16 protein-coding genes are annotated in these 17,824 nt (G+C 66.7%); 8 read left to right on the top strand and 8 right to left on the bottom strand.

Annotated features, from left to right (window positions below):
* Positions 1-4 precede the first annotated feature (4 nt).
* A complete protein-coding gene (gene pgl / locus C8N44_RS05475; protein WP_107975170.1) occupies positions 5-682 on the bottom strand; it encodes a 6-phosphogluconolactonase in 678 nt (225 codons plus the stop codon).
* On the bottom strand, positions 679-2,130 hold the full coding sequence (gene zwf, locus C8N44_RS05470; protein WP_107975169.1) for a glucose-6-phosphate dehydrogenase: 1,452 nt from the start codon (positions 2,128-2,130) through the stop codon (positions 679-681). The genes pgl and zwf overlap by 4 nt, the downstream gene beginning before the upstream one ends.
* 182 nt (positions 2,131-2,312) lie before the next feature.
* On the opposite strand from zwf, the gene C8N44_RS05465 reads away from it, so the two are divergent.
* From C8N44_RS05465 to C8N44_RS05435, 7 genes are all read left to right on the top strand, one after another.
* Positions 2,313-3,260, top strand: a complete 948-nt coding sequence (locus tag C8N44_RS05465) for a radical SAM protein (protein WP_107975168.1) — start codon at positions 2,313-2,315, stop codon at positions 3,258-3,260.
* Between the two features lie 75 nt (positions 3,261-3,335).
* Positions 3,336-4,277 carry a nucleoside hydrolase gene (locus C8N44_RS05460; RefSeq protein WP_107975167.1) on the top strand — a complete coding sequence of 314 codons (942 nt, stop codon included), beginning with the start codon at positions 3,336-3,338 and terminating at the stop codon, positions 4,275-4,277.
* A gap of 47 nt (positions 4,278-4,324) precedes the next feature.
* On the top strand, positions 4,325-4,720 hold the full coding sequence (locus C8N44_RS05455) for a GNAT family N-acetyltransferase (RefSeq protein ID WP_244640997.1): 396 nt from the start codon (positions 4,325-4,327) through the stop codon (positions 4,718-4,720).
* Positions 4,721-4,765: 45 nt separating this feature from the next.
* Positions 4,766-6,184, top strand: coding sequence for a protein adenylyltransferase SelO (locus C8N44_RS05450; protein ID WP_107975165.1), 1,419 nt, complete (start codon positions 4,766-4,768; stop codon positions 6,182-6,184).
* Positions 6,185-6,283: 99 nt separating this feature from the next.
* Complete coding sequence (locus C8N44_RS05445; RefSeq protein ID WP_244640996.1) at positions 6,284-7,108, top strand: tellurite resistance TerB family protein; 825 nt, start codon at positions 6,284-6,286, stop codon at positions 7,106-7,108.
* Positions 7,109-7,172: 64 nt separating this feature from the next.
* Positions 7,173-8,087 (top strand): DMT family transporter, encoded by a 915-nt coding sequence (locus C8N44_RS05440; protein WP_107975163.1) that lies wholly within the window; start codon positions 7,173-7,175, stop codon positions 8,085-8,087.
* On the top strand, positions 8,084-8,497 hold the full coding sequence (locus C8N44_RS05435) for a Fur family transcriptional regulator (RefSeq protein WP_107975162.1): 414 nt from the start codon (positions 8,084-8,086) through the stop codon (positions 8,495-8,497). Before C8N44_RS05440 ends, C8N44_RS05435 begins: the two co-directional genes overlap by 4 nt.
* Positions 8,498-9,058: 561 nt before the next feature.
* On the opposite strand, the gene C8N44_RS05430 is transcribed toward C8N44_RS05435, so the two are convergent.
* The 5 genes from C8N44_RS05430 to C8N44_RS05410 all read right to left on the bottom strand — a co-directional run bounded on the left by C8N44_RS05430 (position 9,059) and on the right by C8N44_RS05410 (position 15,840).
* Complete coding sequence (locus tag C8N44_RS05430) at positions 9,059-9,775, bottom strand: alanyl-tRNA editing protein (RefSeq protein WP_107975161.1); 717 nt, start codon at positions 9,773-9,775, stop codon at positions 9,059-9,061.
* Positions 9,772-12,201: a DUF3772 domain-containing protein gene (locus C8N44_RS05425; RefSeq protein WP_107975160.1), complete on the bottom strand. Its 2,430-nt coding sequence runs from the start codon at positions 12,199-12,201 to the stop codon at positions 9,772-9,774. The genes C8N44_RS05430 and C8N44_RS05425 overlap by 4 nt, the downstream gene beginning before the upstream one ends.
* Positions 12,198-13,226 carry a cysteine synthase A gene (locus tag C8N44_RS05420; RefSeq protein WP_107975159.1) on the bottom strand — a complete coding sequence of 343 codons (1,029 nt, stop codon included), beginning with the start codon at positions 13,224-13,226 and terminating at the stop codon, positions 12,198-12,200. The genes C8N44_RS05425 and C8N44_RS05420 overlap by 4 nt, the downstream gene beginning before the upstream one ends.
* Before the next feature lie 233 nt (positions 13,227-13,459).
* Positions 13,460-14,599, bottom strand: a complete 1,140-nt coding sequence (locus C8N44_RS05415) for an NUDIX domain-containing protein (protein WP_244640995.1) — start codon at positions 14,597-14,599, stop codon at positions 13,460-13,462.
* A 29-nt stretch (positions 14,600-14,628) separates the two neighbouring features.
* On the bottom strand, positions 14,629-15,840 hold the full coding sequence (locus C8N44_RS05410; RefSeq protein ID WP_107975158.1) for an SAM-dependent methyltransferase: 1,212 nt from the start codon (positions 15,838-15,840) through the stop codon (positions 14,629-14,631).
* A 144-nt stretch (positions 15,841-15,984) separates the two neighbouring features.
* Between C8N44_RS05410 and C8N44_RS05405 the strand changes: the two genes are divergently transcribed.
* Positions 15,985-16,377 carry a hypothetical protein gene (locus C8N44_RS05405; protein ID WP_107975157.1) on the top strand — a complete coding sequence of 131 codons (393 nt, stop codon included), beginning with the start codon at positions 15,985-15,987 and terminating at the stop codon, positions 16,375-16,377.
* A 4-nt stretch (positions 16,378-16,381) separates the two neighbouring features.
* On the opposite strand, the gene C8N44_RS05400 is transcribed toward C8N44_RS05405, so the two are convergent.
* The gene (locus C8N44_RS05400; RefSeq protein WP_107975156.1) at positions 16,382-17,803 is read right to left on the bottom strand and encodes a cryptochrome/photolyase family protein; all 1,422 of its coding nucleotides are present in this window, start codon (positions 17,801-17,803) and stop codon (positions 16,382-16,384) included.
* Between the last annotated feature and the right edge of the window lie 21 nt (positions 17,804-17,824).

Here is a 17,824-nt window from a genome sequence, read left to right as displayed (position 1 = left end):
GGTGTTACTCTGCCCAGTGGACTTGTGCCCCGGGAAGGACCGCATTGATCGGAGCCTCCATCGGCGCCAACCCGCGTGCGCGCTCGAGCGCCTCGCGCTTCTCGTTCCCGAAGATCAGAACGTGCTTTTTCAGCGCCCCGTTCAGCACCTTGGCGCTCAGTGTGATCCGCGGTTCGGCAGCACCCGGTGCACGCATTGCCAGCAAGGTCGGCGCACGTGCGGAAAGCCCCTCTTCCAGGCGGTCCGCCTCGGGGAAAAGCGAAGCCGTATGGCAGTCGGCGCCCATTCCGAGAAGCACGACCGCCAGCGGGAGCCGCTCCTCGATCGGCTCGGCGAGCTTAGCAAGCGCGTCATCCGGCTCGTCGGCATCGGTGTAGAGCGGGATATACCCAGCCGCAGCCGCCTTATCGACAAGCAGCCGTTCCCGCAGCAACCGCGTATTGGACCGTTCGTGGTCCTCGGGCACCCATCTTTCGTCCGTCAGCATCACGTCGACCCGGCTCCAGTCCAGCTCCACGCCGCAGAGGTTGTCAAAGACATGTCCGGGCGAGGTGCCCCCCGGAACGGCCAGCAGAACGCGCTCGTCATGTTGAAGGGCCGCACGCAGGTCGCCTGCAAGTTGGTTCGCGAGGTCCATGGCCAGCATCTCGCGGTCGGGGTACTTGTGAAACTCGTGGCTCATAGGCGCATCTCCCGCCATTTACGTCCGTCCCGGTGCATCAGCATCAGCGAGTCGTCGGGCCCGCTCGACCCGGGATCGTAGGGTTTCGGAACGTCTCCGCGGCTCTCCCATCCGGCGATGATCGGGTCGGTCCACGCCCAGGCGGCCTCCACCTCGTCGCCCCGCATGAAGAGCGTCTGGTTGCCGCGGATCACGTCCATGATCAGCCTTTCGTAGGCGTCCGGGATCTCTTCCGCATCGGGCCCGAGGGCCTCGGCGAAACTGATGTCGAGCGGGACGTCGATCAGGCGCATCCCGCCGGGCCCCGGCTCCTTGATCGTCATGTCGAGCTGCATCCCCTCGTTGGGCTGCAGACGGATCGCCAGGACGTTGCGGTGGCGCCCGGATTCCGCGCCGAAGATAGAATGCGGCGCATCCTTGAAGACCACGGCGATCTCGGAGGCCCGCGTGCGCAGCTTCTTGCCCGTCCGAAGGTAGAACGGCGTCCCCGCCCAGCGCCAGTTCGAGACATGGCACTTCATCGCCACAAAGCTCTCGGTTGTGGAGCGCGGGTTCTCAACGTCCTCGCGATAGCCGGGCGTGCCGTCCAGCCTGTGATACTGGCCACGCACGATGTGATGCGGCATCACGGGATCAAGGGCCCGGATGACCTTGAGCTTCTCGTCACGCACGGCATCGGGTTCAAACCGCGCCGGAGGCTCCATCGCGATGAGGCACAAGAGCTGCATGAGGTGGTTTTGCACCATGTCGCGCATGGCGCCGGACTGGTCGTAGTACCCGCCGCGACCGCCAACACCGACGGTTTCGGAAACCGTGATCTGGATATGATCGACGTACTGAGCGTTCCAGAGCGGCTCGAAGAGCATGTTTCCGAAGCGCACCGCCATGAGGTTCTGGACGGTTTCCTTCCCGAGGTAGTGATCGATGCGATAAATCTGGGTCTCGTCGAAGTGCTGCGCGAGCGTGGCGTTCAGCGCCCGGGCACTTTCAAGATCGTGCCCGAATGGCTTTTCGACCACCATCCGCGAATCCGGAGTTGCGAGACCATGCTCCTGCAGCTTCTCGGCCAGCGCGCCGAACAGGTTCGGCCCGACCGAGAAGTAGAAGGCGCGGACGTGGCTGCCCGTCAGGCGCGAACTCAGCTCGGCCCAGCCGCCCTCGCCCTGCGCATCAACCGCGACGTAGCCGAGCCGGGACAGGAAGCTATCAAGGATATCTTTCTCGTAGGGAACGTCGCCGAACTCGCGGACGGCCTCGGCGACGAAGCTGCGGAATTCATCGTCATCCATCTCGGACCGCGCGGCGCCGATGATGCGGGCTTGCTCGGGCATCTGTCCTGCACGATACCGGCGAAAGAGACCCGGCAGGATCTTGCGTCGTGCCAGGTCGCCCGACGCCCCGAAAATGATGAGATCGAACGGATCCACCGGAATGACTCGTGATACCATCGGAAAATTCCCCTTCCGGCGTTAGCGGTAACGGACTTTACCCGCTGCCATAGCCCATGCTCAGGATCGAGTCTAACACCCTTATGTCGCTTCACAATGGCGTCAGGGAAATTATGCCTTGGTGGCAACGCAGTCATGTCGCGCGTAGGTCATAGGGACCACGGCAGCGGAGGGGCACTCGAATGAAAGACGGCAGCATCGCCAACGCAGGCAAGTTCACCGATCCGCACGTGACGGCGGATGGCAGCACACGCGCGACGGTTGCACTCTCGGATCCGCAGACGCTGTGGTTCAACACCGGCACGCTCTGCAACATCGCCTGCACCAATTGCTACATCGAAAGCTCTCCGACCAACGACGCCCTCGTCTATATCACCGCGGCAGAGGTGCAGGACTATCTGGACCAGCTGGAACAGCGAAACTGGGGTGTCTCTGAAATCGGGTTCACCGGCGGCGAGCCCTTCATGAACCCCGAAATGATCGAAATGGCCCGTGCCTGTCTGGAGAGGGGCTACGAGGTGCTGATCCTGACGAATGCCATGGCGCCGATGATGCGCCCCAAGGTGAAAGACGGGCTGATCGGGCTTCAACGCGACTTCGGAAGCAGGCTCACGCTGCGCATTTCCGTCGACCACTGGTCGGCCGCGATGCACGACACCGAGCGCGGAACCGGAGCCTTCGAGAAGACGCTTCGGGGCATGCGCTGGCTCCGCGACCAGGGAATACAGATGGCCGTCGCAGGGCGAACCGTCTGGGACGAGACCGACGCCCAGTCCCGTGACGGCTACGCGGCCCTTTACGAGCGGGAAGGGTTTGCCATCGACGCCGCCAACCCGGCCACGACGATGCTGTTCCCCGAGATGGACGAAGCGGCCGAAGTGCCCGAGATCACGACGGACTGCTGGGGCATCCTCAAGAAGTCCCCCGAGAGCGTCATGTGCGCGTCCTCCCGCATGGTGGTGAAACGCAAGGGTGCGGCGCGCCCCGCAGTGCTGGCCTGCACGCTTCTTCCCTACGATCCGGAGTTCGAAATGGGAGAAACCCTGGAAGAGGCCGAGCGGGATGTCTCCCTCAACCACCCACATTGCGCGAAATTCTGCGTGTTGGGCGGGGCAAGCTGCTCCGGCTGAGCACGGCGCCGCCAATCCTCTTGAACCACCCACGGAGCCATGCGACGACGCTCGTCTGACGACAGGAGTGACGCCATGGCCCCCCGCAAGATCATAATCGACACCGATCCCGGTCAGGATGATGCCGTCGCGATCCTCCTCGCCCTGGCTTCGCCCAAAGAGCTCGAGGTTCTCGGCATCACTGCGGTGGCCGGGAACGTGCCGCTGGATCTCACCTCGCGGAACGCGCGGATCGTCTGCGAGCTTGCCGGCAAGCCCGAAACAGCGGTCTTCGCCGGCTGCGACGCCCCGCTGGAACGCAAGCTGGTGACCGCCGAGCATGTTCACGGCCGCACAGGCCTCGACGGCCCGGTTCTGCCCGACCCCAGGATGCCGCTCCAGGACAAGCATGCCGTTGATTTCATCATCGAGACGCTGCGCGCCGAGCCCGCCGGGAGCGTGACGCTCTGCCCCCTCGGGCCGCTCACGAACATCGCAACGGCCCTGCAGAAGGCCCCCGACATCGCCGAGCGGATCGCCGAGATCGTCCTGATGGGCGGCGCCTACTTCGAGGTCGGCAACATCACCCCGACCGCCGAGTTCAATATCTACGTCGATCCGCAGGCGGCGGATATCGTCTTCCGCTGCGGCGCGCCGATCACTGTCATGCCCCTCGACGTCACCCACAAGGCGCTGGTCACCTCTGCGCGCAACGACGCGTTCCGCAGCCTCGGCACGCGCGTCGGAACGGCGGTCGCAGAAATGACCGACTTCTTCGAGCGCTTCGATCTCGAGAAATACGGCTCCGAAGGCGCTCCACTTCACGATCCCTGCGTGACCGCCTACCTGATCCGTCCCGAGATCTTCAGCGGCCGCCACATCAACGTTGAAATCGAAACCACGTCGGAACTCACCATGGGCATGACCGTGGCAGACTGGTGGCGCGTCTCCGACCGCCCCGCCAACGCGACCTTTATGGGCGACCTCGATGCCGACGCCTTCTTTTCGCTGCTGACAGAACGACTGGCACGCCTATGAAATCCCTCCACCTCGCCGGTCCCGACGATATCGAAAAACTGCTCCCCATGGTCGCCGCCCTCCACGAAGAGACAGGCTTACCGAGCAACGATGACCACCGCCGCGAAGCGGTGGTTCCCCTTCTCGAAGGCGCACCCCATGGTGCGATCTGGCTGATCGGCCCTCGAAGGGCACCCGTCGGCTACATCTGCATCAGCTTCGGCTGGTCGATCGAATTCGGTGGGCTCGAAGGCCGGATCATCGAGGTCTTTGTCCGGCAAGCCGTTCGCGGACGCGGGATGGGCACGGAAGCGGTCTACGAAATCGCAAAGGCGCTGAAGCAGGGTGGCGTCACAGCCCTCCACCTCCAGGTCGCACCCGAAGATGAACGCAACCGCCGCCTGTTCGCTCGCGCGCATTTCGTGGAACGCACCGACGAATTGCTGATGACCCTGCCGCTCTGAGATCCCGGGGTGGTGCCCTGCCCTGTTGGAACCTATATCCCGGGCATGGCCATGCAGATCCCTTTCGACAACAGCTACGCCCGCCTGCCAGACGGTTTTTTCAGCCGCCTGGCACCGACACCCGTCCGTCACCCGAAGCTGATCGCGTGGAACGCGGCGCTTGGCGATGACCTCGGCATCACGGCAGGCGATCACGCCGAACTCGCCAGCGTCTTCGCCGGAAACACCCTTCCGGTCGGTGCCGAACCGCTTGCCCAGCTCTATGCAGGGCACCAGTTCGGCAATTTCAATCCCCAGCTCGGCGACGGCCGCGCGCTTCTTCTCGGCGAAGTGGTGGGACACGACGGCAAACGCCGTGACATTCAGCTCAAGGGCTCGGGCCGCACGCCCTTCTCGCGCATGGGCGACGGCCGGGCCTGGCTCGGGCCTGTGCTGCGCGAATACGTCCTGAGCGAGGCGATGCACGCCATGGGCGTGCCGACGACACGCGCCCTCGCCGCCGTCCGCACGGGCGAGGATGTCCTGCGCGAAGGCCCCCTTCCCGGCGCCGTCCTGACCCGCGTCGCCAGCAGCCACATCCGCGTCGGCACCTTCCAGGTCTTCGCCGCGCGCAACGACATGCAGGCCCTGCGCCAGCTCTACGACTACACCGTCGACAGGCACTACCCACACGCCACCGACCCCGGCGGCCTCCTGCAGGCCGTGATCGACCGGCAGGCGGCGCTCGTTGCGCAGTGGATGAGCCTCGGGTTCATCCACGGCGTCATGAACACCGACAACTGCACTCTCTCCGGCGAGACGATTGACTACGGCCCCTGCGCCTTCATGGACGACTACGACCCGGACACTGTGTTCTCTTCGATCGACCGTTTCGGGCGCTATGGCTACGCGGCACAGGCCGACATCATCGTCTGGAACATGGCCCAGCTCGCGACGGCGCTTGTCCCGCTCATGCCCGACCCCGACGCCGCGGTGAAACGCTTCACCGAACAGGTGCACGGCATGGCCGACACGATCCGCGCCGAATGGACCGCACGCTTCGCGGCCAAGATTGGCATTGCCGACCCGCGCGACGGGGATGCCCAGCTCGTGGCCGAACTGCTGACGCTGATGCACACGGACCACGCCGATTTCACCAACACCTTCCGTGCCCTTCCCACGCCCGAGGCCCGCGACCAGTTTGCCGACCGCGACGCCTTCGATGCCTGGGCTGCGAAATGGAAAGCCCGCATCGAGAATCAACCCGATCCCGAGGGTCTGATGCGCCGTACCAACCCCGCGATCGTCCCGCGCAACCACCGGGTCGAGCAGATGATCGAGGCGGCGGTGGGTGGCGACGACGCCCCCTTCCACAGGCTTCTGGAGGCCTGCACCAATCCCTTCACGGATCAGCCCGAGAACGACGACCTGCGCCGTCCGCCACTCCCCTCAGAACGCGTGCAGCAGACCTTCTGCGGCACGTGACCGGCGGAGCCCGGCAACAGGATCCTTTCGCCATACGCCCCGATCTGCCAGTCTTGATCCTGCGACCTTCATAGGGAGGAGGAGGAAGACAAGATGGGAATGATGGGAACACTCGCCAAGGTGGCGCTCGGCTACGCCGCGGCCCGCGGCGTCGACCGGGCATCCGGCGGCAAGGGGCTCGGATCGCTGCTCGGCGGCGGGGCGCAGGTCAAGGCCAAGACACCTGCGGCCCAGATGCAGGGCCGCGTTGGACAGGCGATGTCGGGCAAGATGCCCCAGGACGGCAACCCGATGGCTGGCATGATGCAACAGCTTCAAAGCGGCCCGATGGCGGGCCTCTTCGGGGAAAACGGCCCCATGGGCCAGATGATGCGCAACATGCCGGGGGCGGCTCAGCCCTCTGCGGGCGGCGAGACCGGCAAGAAGCCCGGCATGCTCTCTTCGATGGAGGGCGGCGCCGGCATGGCCGGTGTCCTGGCCGCGGCCGGTGGCAGCGCCGCGGCGGCGCAGGGACAAGGCATGTCCCAGCTGCTCGACGCCTTCAACACCCGCGAGAATGCGCCAGAGGCCGAGGAGGCTGCCGCGCTCATGCTGCGCGCCATGATCCAGGCGGCCAAATGCGACGGCGAGATCGATGAGCAGGAAAAGGCCCACCTGATGAAGGCCGTGGGGCCGGACGCAGAGAAGCAGGACCTCGACTTCGTGCGCGAACAGCTTGCCGCCCCGGTCGACCCCGAAAAGCTCGCCGAGGACACGCCGGAGGCCCAGAAGATGCAGGTCTACTCGGCCTCGCTGATGACCATCCGTGTCGATACCGAAGCCGAGGCCAGCTATCTCGACCGGCTCGCTAGGGCCATGGGTCTTGAAGAATCCACGGTGAACACACTGCATCTCCAGATGGGCATGCAGCCGCTCTACGCCTGAGGTGCCTTGATGCGGACGCCCACCCGTGCCAGACGGGCGGGCGTTTTCGTTCAGGGTGCCCCGCATGACCCGATCTCCGCTTTTCGGTCTCGGCCTCGCGGCCATGGGTGCGCTCGTGCTCACGCCCGACGCGCTGTTCATGCGGCTTTCCGGCATGGCGGGGCTGCAGATGCTGGGGTGGCGGGGGATTTGCCTCGGCACAATCTTCCTGACCATCTGGGCCGCGACCAGCCGAAGGCGTCGTGGCGATCTGACCCGCCTCGCCTCCCCGGCGGGTGTGGTGCTGGTCGCGGCGCAGTTTTCAAACGCCCTCTTCTTTCCCGTGGGCATCGCCGCGGCGCCGGTGGCGGTGATGCTGCTGGCGGTGGCGACGGCCCCGGTGTGGTCGGCGCTGCTCTCGCGGCTCGTGCTGGGCGAGACGACGGCACGCAGCACCTGGGTGACCATCATGGCGGTGCTTGCGGGGATCGGCTGGGCGGTGTCTGGCGAAGGGGAACTCGGGCTGAACCTTGCCGCGCTGACCGGCGCAGCCTGCGGGCTGGCGGTAGCGCTTTCGCTGGCCACCAACTTCGTCACCCTCAGGCGGGCGCCCGACATCCCGATCCTGCTTGCCATAGGCCTGGGCGCGCTGCTCTCGGGGACCACCGGATGGCTGGTGACGGGCCCGGCCGCGATGACCGAGGGCACCGTCTGGGCGATCCTCGTCACGGGTCTCGTGATCCTGCCGGTCTCCTTCTTCTCGCTCTCGCTCGCCTCGCGCCACACGGCGGCGGCGAACGTGAGCCTTTTCCTGCTGCTCGAAACGGTGCTGGGGCCGCTCTGGGTCTGGCTTGGCACCGGAGAGGCGCCGACGCAGCGGATGCTGACCGGCGGTGCGGTGGTGGTGGCAAGCCTTGCGGCCTACCTCGCCCACCAGCGGGCCTTGGCGCGGCGGGGCCGATTTGGCAGAAAGGTTCCAGCCGACAGGATGCGCTCATGAAGGACACGATCACGGAACGCTGCGAGGCCGCTGGACTGCGCATGACGGGACAGCGCCGGGTGATCGCGGCGGTGCTGGAAGAGGCCGAGGACCACCCCGACGTGGAAGAGCTCTATGCCCGCGCCTCGGGGCGGGATCCGCGGATCTCGCTCGCCACGGTCTATCGGACGGTAAAGCTCTTCGAGGAATCCGGTATCCTGGACAAGGTGGATTTCGGCGACGGACGGGCGCGCTACGAGGACGCCGAGCGGGCCCATCACGACCACCTGATCGACCTCAAGACCGGCGAGGTGATCGAGTTCGTCGACCCCGAGATCGAGGCCCTGCAGGAGAAGATCGCCGAGCGGCTGGGCTACCGGCTGGTGGGCCACCGGATGGAGCTCTACGGGGTCCGCACCAAGAAGGACTGAGCCGGGGACGGACGGGCGCAGGAAGGATGTCCCGGGCCGGGACATTTTTTCTGTTCAATGATTTCAATGTGTTATGTTCTGAGATTAACCGGATCTTAGGAATGTCCCGCGCGGGACGTTGACCGAGATCAGGTGTGCCGGACGCCGATTTCGTCGGGTCTCTCGCAACGCTTCAAGGGGTTCTCGCACTTCACTTCCGGTGAGGCCGTGTTGGTCGCGCAGCGGTCATGGCGGAAAGAAATTGTGACGAAAAGCGGAAGGTCGCGGCGCCGTGCACCCAAGCGTTCTATTCGAACGAAGCTGCAGGTGGGAGCTTGCATAGGAGCCGCGCATGGCAGACGCGCGGGGGCGATCCCGACCGATGATCCACGCGCTTTATCCCGGCAACCCCTAAAGACCTCGACACGAAATCCCAAGCCTCACCAAATCGCTGCCGCGTTGGGGGCGCGGTCATGCCGGAGGCATGCCTTCGGCATGACGATGCGCGGCGGACCTGCGGCCCTTGATTCCGGGCCGGGGCTTACGCGTTCAGAGCGGAGCACAGATGCTGCGCCCCCGCGCTCACAGGTCCAGGGAGATGTTCACCCGGCGGTTCTGTTTGCCCTTGTTCTCGATCTTGCCGATGACCAGCGTGCCGATTTCGCCCGTGCGGGCGACATGGGTGCCGCCGCAGGGTTGCAGATCGACCTGGGAGGCCCCCTGCCCGATGCGGATCAGGCGAACCGGGCCGCGGGTCCTTGGCGGGCGAACCGAAAGGGTCTTCACGAGCGCGGGATTGGCGTCGAGCGTCTCGTGGTCGATCCAGTCATCGGTCACCGGCAGGTCGCGGTCCACCAGGTCGTTCAGCGCCCGTTCGAGCGCGTCCTTGTCGCCGGGCATCTCGGGCATGTCGAAGTCGAGCCGTCCGATGCCGGCCCCCACCTGCCCGCCCGTCACCGGCAGCGGGATCACCACCGAAAGCAGGTGCAGGGCGGTGTGCATCCGCATGTGCAGGTGCCGGCGTTCCCAGTCGAGCACCTGCACCACATGCGCGCCCTTGGGCGGCATGGCTGTGGGTTCGGCCGGCACGAGGATGGAGCCGCCGTCGTCGGATTTGACCGCGGTGGCGATGGACAGCACGCGACGGTCCCATTCGATCCGGCCACTGTCGCCGGGCTGGCCGCCGCCAGTGGGATAGAAGAGCGGCGGATCGACGATCACGCCGCCCTCGGGCGTGTGGTCGCGCACCACGCCGCGCGCTTCGCGCTGGTAGGGGTCTTCGCGGTAGAGAAGCGTCATTCACCGTCCCCGTCGGCGTCTCCGTCCCCCGGGGGCCGTTGGCCGCCTGCGCTTTGGGAGACACGACCCTCCTGTCCGCTGCCCGCTGGACGGCCCTGCCCCGTATCCGTATCGCTGTCGGCCCCGGATGCTGGGCGCAGCGTGTCGGGATTGCGCAGCCAGAGATCGCGCTGCGGGAAGGGAATCTCCACGCCTTCCTGAGCAAAGCGTTCGGCGATGGCGTGGTACATGTCGGTCTCGACGCCTAGGATTTCGTTGATGTCGCTGAGGATCGCGCGGATCTGGAATTCCATCGCGCTGTCGCCGAAGCCCGCGAAGTAGACGTAGGGCGCGGGGTTCATCAGCACGAGCGGGTGGTCGCGGGCGATGTTGAGCAGGATCTTCTCGACCTTGCGGGTGTCGGTGCCGTAGGCGACGCCGACCTTGACGATGACCCGGCCCAGCACGTTCCCGCGAGTGTAGTTGCGCACCTGCCCGGAGACGAGATCGGCGTTGGGCACGATCAGGTCGAAGCGGTCGAAGGTTTCGATCCGGGTGGCACGCACGGCGATGTCCTTGACGATACCGTGCTGGCCGTTGACCTCGATCCAGTCGCCTTCGGAGATCGGACGCTCGGCCAGAAGGATGATGCCCGACACGAAGTTGGACACGATCGTCTGGAGGCCGAAACCGATCCCGACCGAAAGCGCACCGGCGACGATGGCGAGCGAGCTGAGATCGAGTCCGCCGGCGGTGACGGCGATGATCCCCGCGAGAATGATTCCGACGTAACCGAGGCCCGAGACGATGGCGTTCTGCCCGCCGATGTCGAGCTTGGTCTTGGGCAGGACCGAGGTGCGCAGCGCGCCCTGCACCAGCCGCGTGATCACGTAGCCGATGGCGAAAACGATGATGACCAGCAGGAAGTCCGTGGGCGAAATCCGCCGTTCGCCGAGGGTGAAGCCCTCCTGGAAGCGGGCCCAGACCTCGGTCAGGTCGGCGACGCGTGCGCCCCAGATGAGCGCGAGGATCGGGATGGTCGCGAGCGCGAGAAGGAAGCCCGCGAGCACGGGGATCAGGCTGTTGGCCTCTTCGGGATCGCGCCCCGCGACGAGGAAGTAGAGCGAATGGATGAAGTGCTGCAGCACCAGAACGAGGGCGATGAGCGCCAGGGTCGAGACCGCGGGGAAGACAAGCGCCTCTCCCACCTGGCTATAGCCGATGGCCGCCATGACCGGGCCGACGACGGCGATCACGAGGCAGGCCCGCCCGATCATCCGTGCGAGCCTGAGGCGGAATCCGTTGGGATCGTCCTGCTCGCCGAGGTGGGCGTCGGCGCGGTTGCGGATCTGCGCGAGGCGGAAGAGCATCAGCCCTGTCAGCACCACGAGCGGGAACTGCAGGACGGATTCCGTCTGGGGAGCGTAGCCGTCGAGGTCGATCAGCGTGTGCAGGACGTCGCGGGCAACGAAGAGCACCGAGAGGATGTTGGCGTAGGCCAGCGCCTCTTTCCGGTCGCCGTCCTCGAGCGGCAGGGTGGCGACCTCGTCGTTTTCGTTGAAGGTCTGGTCGGCCAGCCAGCGGATTCCCAGCAGCACCGTCGCCCAGACCGGGATCTGCTCCAGCAGGATGGTCCAGCGCGGACCGATGATGCCGCTGCCGATGGCGGCCTGGGAGATGGCATAGATGCCGGCGAGCGGCAGGAGGATCTGGCCCAGCGAGATCGCAAAGCGGAAGACGCCGGTGCCGCGGCGGGTGGCACCCCGCAGGCGCTCGACGCCGGTGCGGGCCCAGTGATTGCCGCGCAGGATGAGCATCAGGCCGATCATGCCGTAAAGCAGGATCAGCGGAGCGTTCTCGCGCGCCTCACGGCGCAGGGCATCGGCCTCGGCGTTGCGGATGATTTCCTGCCAGGAGCGATCGAGCGAGCGGGTGAGATCAGTGAGCGCGGGCGGCCAGTTGGCCGGATTCAGCGGCGAGGGGCCAAGTTCCAGCAGTTCCTGCGTCTGGCGTTCGCGGATGACCGTGTCGATCTGTTCGACGATACCGTTGGCCCGGGCGTGCGCTTCCTCGGCGCGCTGGACGGGCGCGCGCAGCTCGGCGAGTTGCGTCTCGAGTTCGGCGCGTCGTTCGCTGATCTCCGGCGGCTCCTCGCCGTTCTCCGGCGGCTGGCCCAGGGTGTCGAGCTGGCTCTGCAGCGTCTGGATGCGGTTGGCGTTCTGCCCCTGCGCGCGCAGCAGCTCGTCACGCCAGGAGGCCACGTTGGCGCGCAGATCCTCGAGCGCTGCGTCGGAGGCGCGCCCTTCCTGGACCGCCTGCTCGGCGCGCGAGGCCAGGTCGGTCCAGGCCTCGTAGTCGATCGGATCAGGCTGGGGCTGCGCCAGCGCGAGGCCGGTCCAGAGGACCAGCGCGAGCGCGGCGAAGAGCCCGCGCAGGGCCTTGGTCATTGGTCCTCGAACACTCCCGGGATGCTGGAGGGGCCGCGATCGAGCCAGGACGGCACGGGCAGTCCCTTGTTCTTGAGAAACTCCGGATTGAAGAGCTTGGACTGGTAGCGGTTGCCGTAGTCGCAGAGGATCGTGACGATGGTGTGCCCGGGGCCGAGTTCGCGCGCGAGGCGGATGGCACCCGCGACGTTCACCCCGGTCGAACCGCCCATGACCAGGCCTTCCTCGGAGAGCAGGTTGTAGACGACCGGCAGCGCCTCGGCGTCGGGAATGCGCCAGGCGTGATCGGGTGTGAACCCCTCGAGGTTGGCGGTGATGCGGCCCTGGCCGATGCCTTCGGTGATCGAGTCGCCGGGGTTCTCGTGGCCGGTGTAGAGCTTGAAGAGGCCCGCGCCCTCGGGATCGGCCAGGCCGACCTTCACGCCCTTGGGCTGAAGGTACTCGGCCACGCCCGCAAGCGTGCCGCCAGAGCCCACAGCGCAGATGAAACCGTCGACCTTGCCGTCAGTCTGCTCCCAGATCTCGGGGCCGGTGGTTTCCACGTGGGCCTGACGGTTGGCGGTGTTGTCGAACTGGTTGGCCCAGATGGCACCATGCGGTTCGGTCTTGGCCAGTTCCTCGGCCAGGCGGCCAGAGTAGCGGACGTAGTTGTTGGGATTCGAATAGGGCGCGGCCGGCACCTGCACGAGCTGTGCGCCCGCGAGCCGGATCATGTCCTTCTTTTCCTGGCTCTGCGTCTCGGGGATGACGATGACCGTCTTGAAGCCCATGGAGGCGCCGACCAGCGCGAGGCCGATGCCGGTGTTGCCGGCCGTGCCCTCGACGATGGTGCCACCGGGTTCCAGCAGGCCCTTCTTGACCGCATCACGGATGATGAAGAGCGCGGCGCGGTCCTTCACGGACTGGCCGGGATTGAGGAATTCGGCCTTGCCCAGGATCTCGCACCCGGTCATCTCGGACGCCTTACGCAGGCGGATGAGTGGCGTTTGTCCGATGGCGTCGGGCAGGTCCCTGACGATGCGCATGAGTGCCCCCTGAGAGATGCGTGTTGGGATGGTGTATTGCCGCAGGCGGGCGAACTCAAGCCGGTGCCGGTCACGGGAACGCGTGTGCAGTTCTGAGCGGGCGGTCCGATGCGCCCGGCGGTGTCGGAGCGCATCGCGCCGGCGGGAATGACAGGTGGCGGGCGGCGGACCGGGGCTCTGCCCCGGACCCCGGAATATTTGTGCCAAGAAGAAGCTCCGGGGTGGCGCGGACCTCAGGGACCGGCGCGCAGCTCGTCCCGGTGGGCCTGCACCCAGAGCAGCATCATGGCGAGGGGTGCGGCGTTGATCTCGCCCGTGGCGATGAGCTCCATGGCGCGGGCGAGCGGGATGACGTGGGAGCGGATGTCCTCGTTCTCTTCGTCGAGCCCGCCGATGCCGGTGTCGAAACGGGACAGGTCGCACAGGCCCAGGAAGCAGTGGAAGAACTCGGACGAGTAGCCCGGCGAGGCGTAAACCTTCGTCATCGGGCGCAGATCGCCGAGGGTGATGCCGGCTTCCTCCTCGGCCTCTCGCCGAGCGCAATCGGCGGGGTTCTCGCCCGCATCGATGAGGCCCGCGATGGGCTCCAACACCCACGGCGCATCGTCATGGCGCAGGAGCGGACCGTAGCGCATCTGTTCGATGACCAGCACGAGGTCGTTTTCTGGGTCGTAGGGCAGCACGAGGGCGGCATCGAAGGCCACGAACCCCTCGCGCTCGACACGGGGGCTCCAGCTGCCGTCAAAACGGCGGTGACGCAGGTCGAGCCCCTCCATGCGGAAGAACCCGTCGTAGCGGCGCGGGCGGCCCTGCAGGTCCACGTCGGCGGTGGTCATGGTGCTGCGCAGGGTCTGGGGCGCGGTGTCGCGGGCAAGCCGGTGGCTCCAGCCGCGGGCGCGCAGGAAGGGCATCACGGGGCGCAGATGGGCCGGAGCGACCTTGCCGAAACGGGCCATGGCATCGCCTGCGGCCGTTAGGCTGATGTCGCCCCAGAGCGCGGCCCAGTCGTCGAGATCGAAGGGGTCGCCGGGCACGAGGCCGGTGTCGGGTGCCCGGAAGACCAGCGTCGAGTGAGTGTCGGTCATCGTGGCAACGGTCATCTCCTGCGGGGTGTAGCCGAAGATCGCCTCGTAGAAGGTGAGCCGCGACACGTCGTCGTTGTCGAGGCCCCGGATCAACAGGCCCGGGGCGCCCTCGCCCCCCGTGAGAAGCGGGAAGGATTCGCCCTTTGCCCAATGCGTGGCATAGCCCGGAAGCGTGGCAGGGGTCAGGTCGAGCGCGGCGGTGTCGCGGCCAAGCACGCAGGCGAGCAGCGGCAGGTGGCGCAGCGTGCCGTAGAGGAAGATGTCGGTCAGGGGAGGCCTCCGGGGCAACCGGACCGACGGCCCGGTGTCTTGGCGTGTCAGGCGGCGGGGCGCGAGATGGTGATCTGGGTCACGTCGCAGTTGCCGCGGTGGAAGGTGGCGGCGCAGGCGGTCAGGTAGAAGTTCCACATGCGGCGGAATCGGTCGTCGAAGCCCAGCGCCGAGACAGCATCCCACTTGTCGTTGAAGGTCTCGTGCCAGCGGCGCAGGGTCTGGGAGTAGCTTTCGCCGAACTCGATGGAGCGCAGGGTCTGCAGGCCCGCCTTCTCGATCTCCTGCCGCAGGACCACGGGGCTGGGCAGCATTCCGCCGGGGAAGATGTATTTCTGGATGAAGTCGACGCCCCGCCGGTAGATCTCCCACCGACGGTGCTGGACGGTGATGATCTGCAGCGTGGCCTGCGCGCCGGGCTTGAGGCGGTCGCGCACGGTGCGGAAGTAGGCGGGCCAGTAGCGTTCGCCCACGGCCTCGAACATCTCGATACTGGCGATGCCGTCGTAGGTGCCCTGTTCGTCGCGGTAGTCCTGCAGCTTGAAGGTCACGCGGTCCTGCAGGCCGGCCTTGGCGATGCGCTCCTGAGCGTAGTTGAACTGTTCCTGCGAGATGGTGAGGCCGGTGACTTGAAGCCCGCGTTCCTTCGCGGCGTATTCGGCGAAGCCGCCCCAGCCACAGCCGATCTCGAGCACGTGGTCACCGGGCTTGGCGCCCATCTGGTCCACCATCGAGGCGTATTTCGCGATCTGCGCCTTTTCGAGGTCCTCCTGCCCGGTCTCGAAGAGCGCCGAGGAATAGGTCATCGTGTCGTCCAGCCAGAGGCCGTAGAATTCGTTGCCGAGATCGTAGTGGTGGGCGATGTTCTTCTTGGCCTGGCGGCGCGAGTTGGACTGGAGCCAGAAGCGAGCTTTCTCGTAGGCGCGCAGCAGGCCCTGGCCGGGGAAGCCGTCGTAGATTTCGTCGTTGTCGGCGTGCACGAGGTCCATGAAGGCCATGAGGTCGGGCGTCGACCACCAGCCGTCCATGTAGGCCTCGCAGAAGCCAAGGTCGCCCTCGCGGATGAGGCGGGCAAAGATGTCGGGGTTGTGGATGTGCAGTTCGGCCACGGGACCGGGGGCGCGGCCCTCGGCGCGAAAGCACCGGCCGTCGGGCAGGACGAAGTCGAGACGGCCGTGGGCCATGTCACAGGCCATCGCGAAGACCTGGCCAAAGTAGCGGGGCAGATCCTTCTGGCCCTTCGTGTCCGTGTAAATCATCCCCAACCCACCCCTTGTTCTTTCGTTAACGGCGGGCTGACTCTATGCCGCCACGCGGCGCAGGCAAGCTTTTGGGATTGGGAATCCGCGCTCTCTGGTGTTTTCTGGTAACGACAGGGTGAGGCCGGCGAGAGGGAGAGCGGCATGCGCGGACGGAACTGGATGAGAACGGGCGCGCTGTGCCTGCTTGCGGGCTGCGGCAGCAGCGAGTCCATCGGAACGCTCAACCCCTTCGGCAGGGCGCCACAAAGCCCCGCGGAACAGAGCGACGCGGTGACGGTCCTGCCGGAGATCGCCGCCGACCGCGACTGGCGAATGCGGTATTCGACGGACGTGACCTACGTGAATGTCTCGGGCACGGCGCAGCCGGTCCTGTCGGAGCCAAGCGGCTCGGTGACCACGGGGACGATCGCGCCGTCCGAGGGCGGGCGGATCCAGACCTGCGCGGCGGATGCCGCCTGGTGCCGAATCCAATACGGGCCGCGCGGCGAGGTCGGCTGGGTCGACATGCGCAACATGGGCGGCATGGCCACCTGAGCCCTCAGAAATCGCGGTTCTCGTAGGCGTCGAGCGCGCGTTTGCGGCCCTCGGCGGCGTCGACCACCGGATCGGGATAGGTGTCGTCCGGCGCGATGGTCCAGCTGCGGGGGATCGCCTTGAAGTAGGCGAGCGCGTCGTCCGACGGGTTGGATTTGCCCTCGGCGATCCAGCGGTCGGTGTAGGCGCGGTTGCCGTCGAAGCGGTCGAGCTGCGTGACCGGGTTGAAGACGCGGAAGTAGGGCGTCGCGTCGGGGCCGGAGCCCGCCGACCATTGCCAGCCCATGGCGTTGTTGGCCGGGTCCCAGTCGATCAGGCAATCCTCGAACCACTTCTGGCCGATGCGCCAGTGGCACATGAGGTGCTTGGTCAGGTAGCTTGCCACGACCATGCGGGCGCGGTTGTGCATGCGGCCGGTGACATACATCTCGCGCATCCCCGCATCGACGAAGGGGATGCCGGTGCGGCCCTGTTTCCAGGCGATGACCTCTTTGCGGCGCTCGTCCTCGTTCCAGGGGAAGGCGTCCCATTCGCTGCGCCAGTTTTGCTCGAGAAGCTGCGGGGTGTGCCACATGAGGTGGTAGGCGAAGTCGCGCCAGACGACCTCCTGCTGGAATTTCGAGGCGGCCCAGCTTCCGGGCTGTTCGGCGCGGCGGGCGGCGTGCCAGCACTGGGCAGGGCTGATTTCCCCGAGGCTGAGGTTTTCCGACAGGTTCGAGGTGCCGTCCCTGGCGGGCAGGTCCCGCAGGTCGGGGTAGTCCTCGAGCTTGGAGCCGGTGAAGGCGCCGAGGCGGGACTGCGCGGCGCTTTCGCCGAGGCGCACGAAGGGGCGCACGATGTCGGCACCGCGGTCCATGCCCTGCCCCAGCTTCCAGTCGTCGAGCGTTTCGCTGTCGGGCCAGCTTTCGGGGGTGGGAATGCGCGAGGGGGCGGAGAGCGGTTCGGGCACCTCGCGGTCCTTCACCGCGCGCCAAAAGGGCGTGTAGACCTTGTAGTAGCCGCCGGTCTTGGTCTCGACCGTCCACGGCTCGAACAGGACGTGGCCGGGGAAGCTTTCGACCTTGATGCCGTCGTCCTTGAGCGCGGACTTGATCTCGCTGTCGCGCTCGATGCTGAGCGGGTCGTAGGCGCGCATCCAGTAGACGGCGCGGGCGCCGGTTTCCTCGATCAGGCGGCGCAGTTCGGGCAGCGCGGCGCCCGAGCGCAGGATGAGCCGCGAGCCCTTGTCCTTGAGCGCCTCGGCGTGGTGGCCGACGCCGAGGCCCAGCCGCCATTGCGGCGCGGTGCCCAGCGCATCGACGGCGCGGTCGCGGATGAAGACCGGGATGACGGGACCGCCCCGCTTGACCGCCGCGTCGAGGGCGGCGTGATCGCTGAGCCGCAGGTCGCGGCGGAACCAGACGAGGGTCGGGGCGGAGTCGGGCATCGGGCTCTCCTTGCGTGGTGA

This window comes from Allosediminivita pacifica (assembly GCF_003054175.1).
Classification (GTDB): domain Bacteria; phylum Pseudomonadota; class Alphaproteobacteria; order Rhodobacterales; family Rhodobacteraceae; genus Allosediminivita; species Allosediminivita pacifica.
This window is presented reverse-complemented; position numbering and strand designations above follow the sequence as displayed.

Coding starts and splice junctions, on each gene's coding strand:
- pgl (WP_107975170.1), bottom strand. CDS start 682: ATGAGCCACGAGTTTCACAAGTACCCCGACCGCGAGATGCTGGCCATG.
- zwf (WP_107975169.1), bottom strand. CDS start 2,130: ATGGTATCACGAGTCATTCCGGTGGATCCGTTCGATCTCATCATTTTC.
- C8N44_RS05465 (WP_107975168.1), top strand. CDS start 2,313: ATGAAAGACGGCAGCATCGCCAACGCAGGCAAGTTCACCGATCCGCAC.
- C8N44_RS05460 (WP_107975167.1), top strand. CDS start 3,336: ATGGCCCCCCGCAAGATCATAATCGACACCGATCCCGGTCAGGATGAT.
- C8N44_RS05455 (WP_244640997.1), top strand. CDS start 4,325: ATGGTCGCCGCCCTCCACGAAGAGACAGGCTTACCGAGCAACGATGAC.
- C8N44_RS05450 (WP_107975165.1), top strand. CDS start 4,766: ATGGCCATGCAGATCCCTTTCGACAACAGCTACGCCCGCCTGCCAGAC.
- C8N44_RS05445 (WP_244640996.1), top strand. CDS start 6,284: ATGATGGGAACACTCGCCAAGGTGGCGCTCGGCTACGCCGCGGCCCGC.
- C8N44_RS05440 (WP_107975163.1), top strand. CDS start 7,173: ATGACCCGATCTCCGCTTTTCGGTCTCGGCCTCGCGGCCATGGGTGCG.
- C8N44_RS05435 (WP_107975162.1), top strand. CDS start 8,084: ATGAAGGACACGATCACGGAACGCTGCGAGGCCGCTGGACTGCGCATG.
- C8N44_RS05430 (WP_107975161.1), bottom strand. CDS start 9,775: ATGACGCTTCTCTACCGCGAAGACCCCTACCAGCGCGAAGCGCGCGGC.
- C8N44_RS05425 (WP_107975160.1), bottom strand. CDS start 12,201: ATGACCAAGGCCCTGCGCGGGCTCTTCGCCGCGCTCGCGCTGGTCCTC.
- C8N44_RS05420 (WP_107975159.1), bottom strand. CDS start 13,226: ATGCGCATCGTCAGGGACCTGCCCGACGCCATCGGACAAACGCCACTC.
- C8N44_RS05410 (WP_107975158.1), bottom strand. CDS start 15,840: ATGATTTACACGGACACGAAGGGCCAGAAGGATCTGCCCCGCTACTTT.
- C8N44_RS05405 (WP_107975157.1), top strand. CDS start 15,985: ATGCGCGGACGGAACTGGATGAGAACGGGCGCGCTGTGCCTGCTTGCG.
- C8N44_RS05400 (WP_107975156.1), bottom strand. CDS start 17,803: ATGCCCGACTCCGCCCCGACCCTCGTCTGGTTCCGCCGCGACCTGCGG.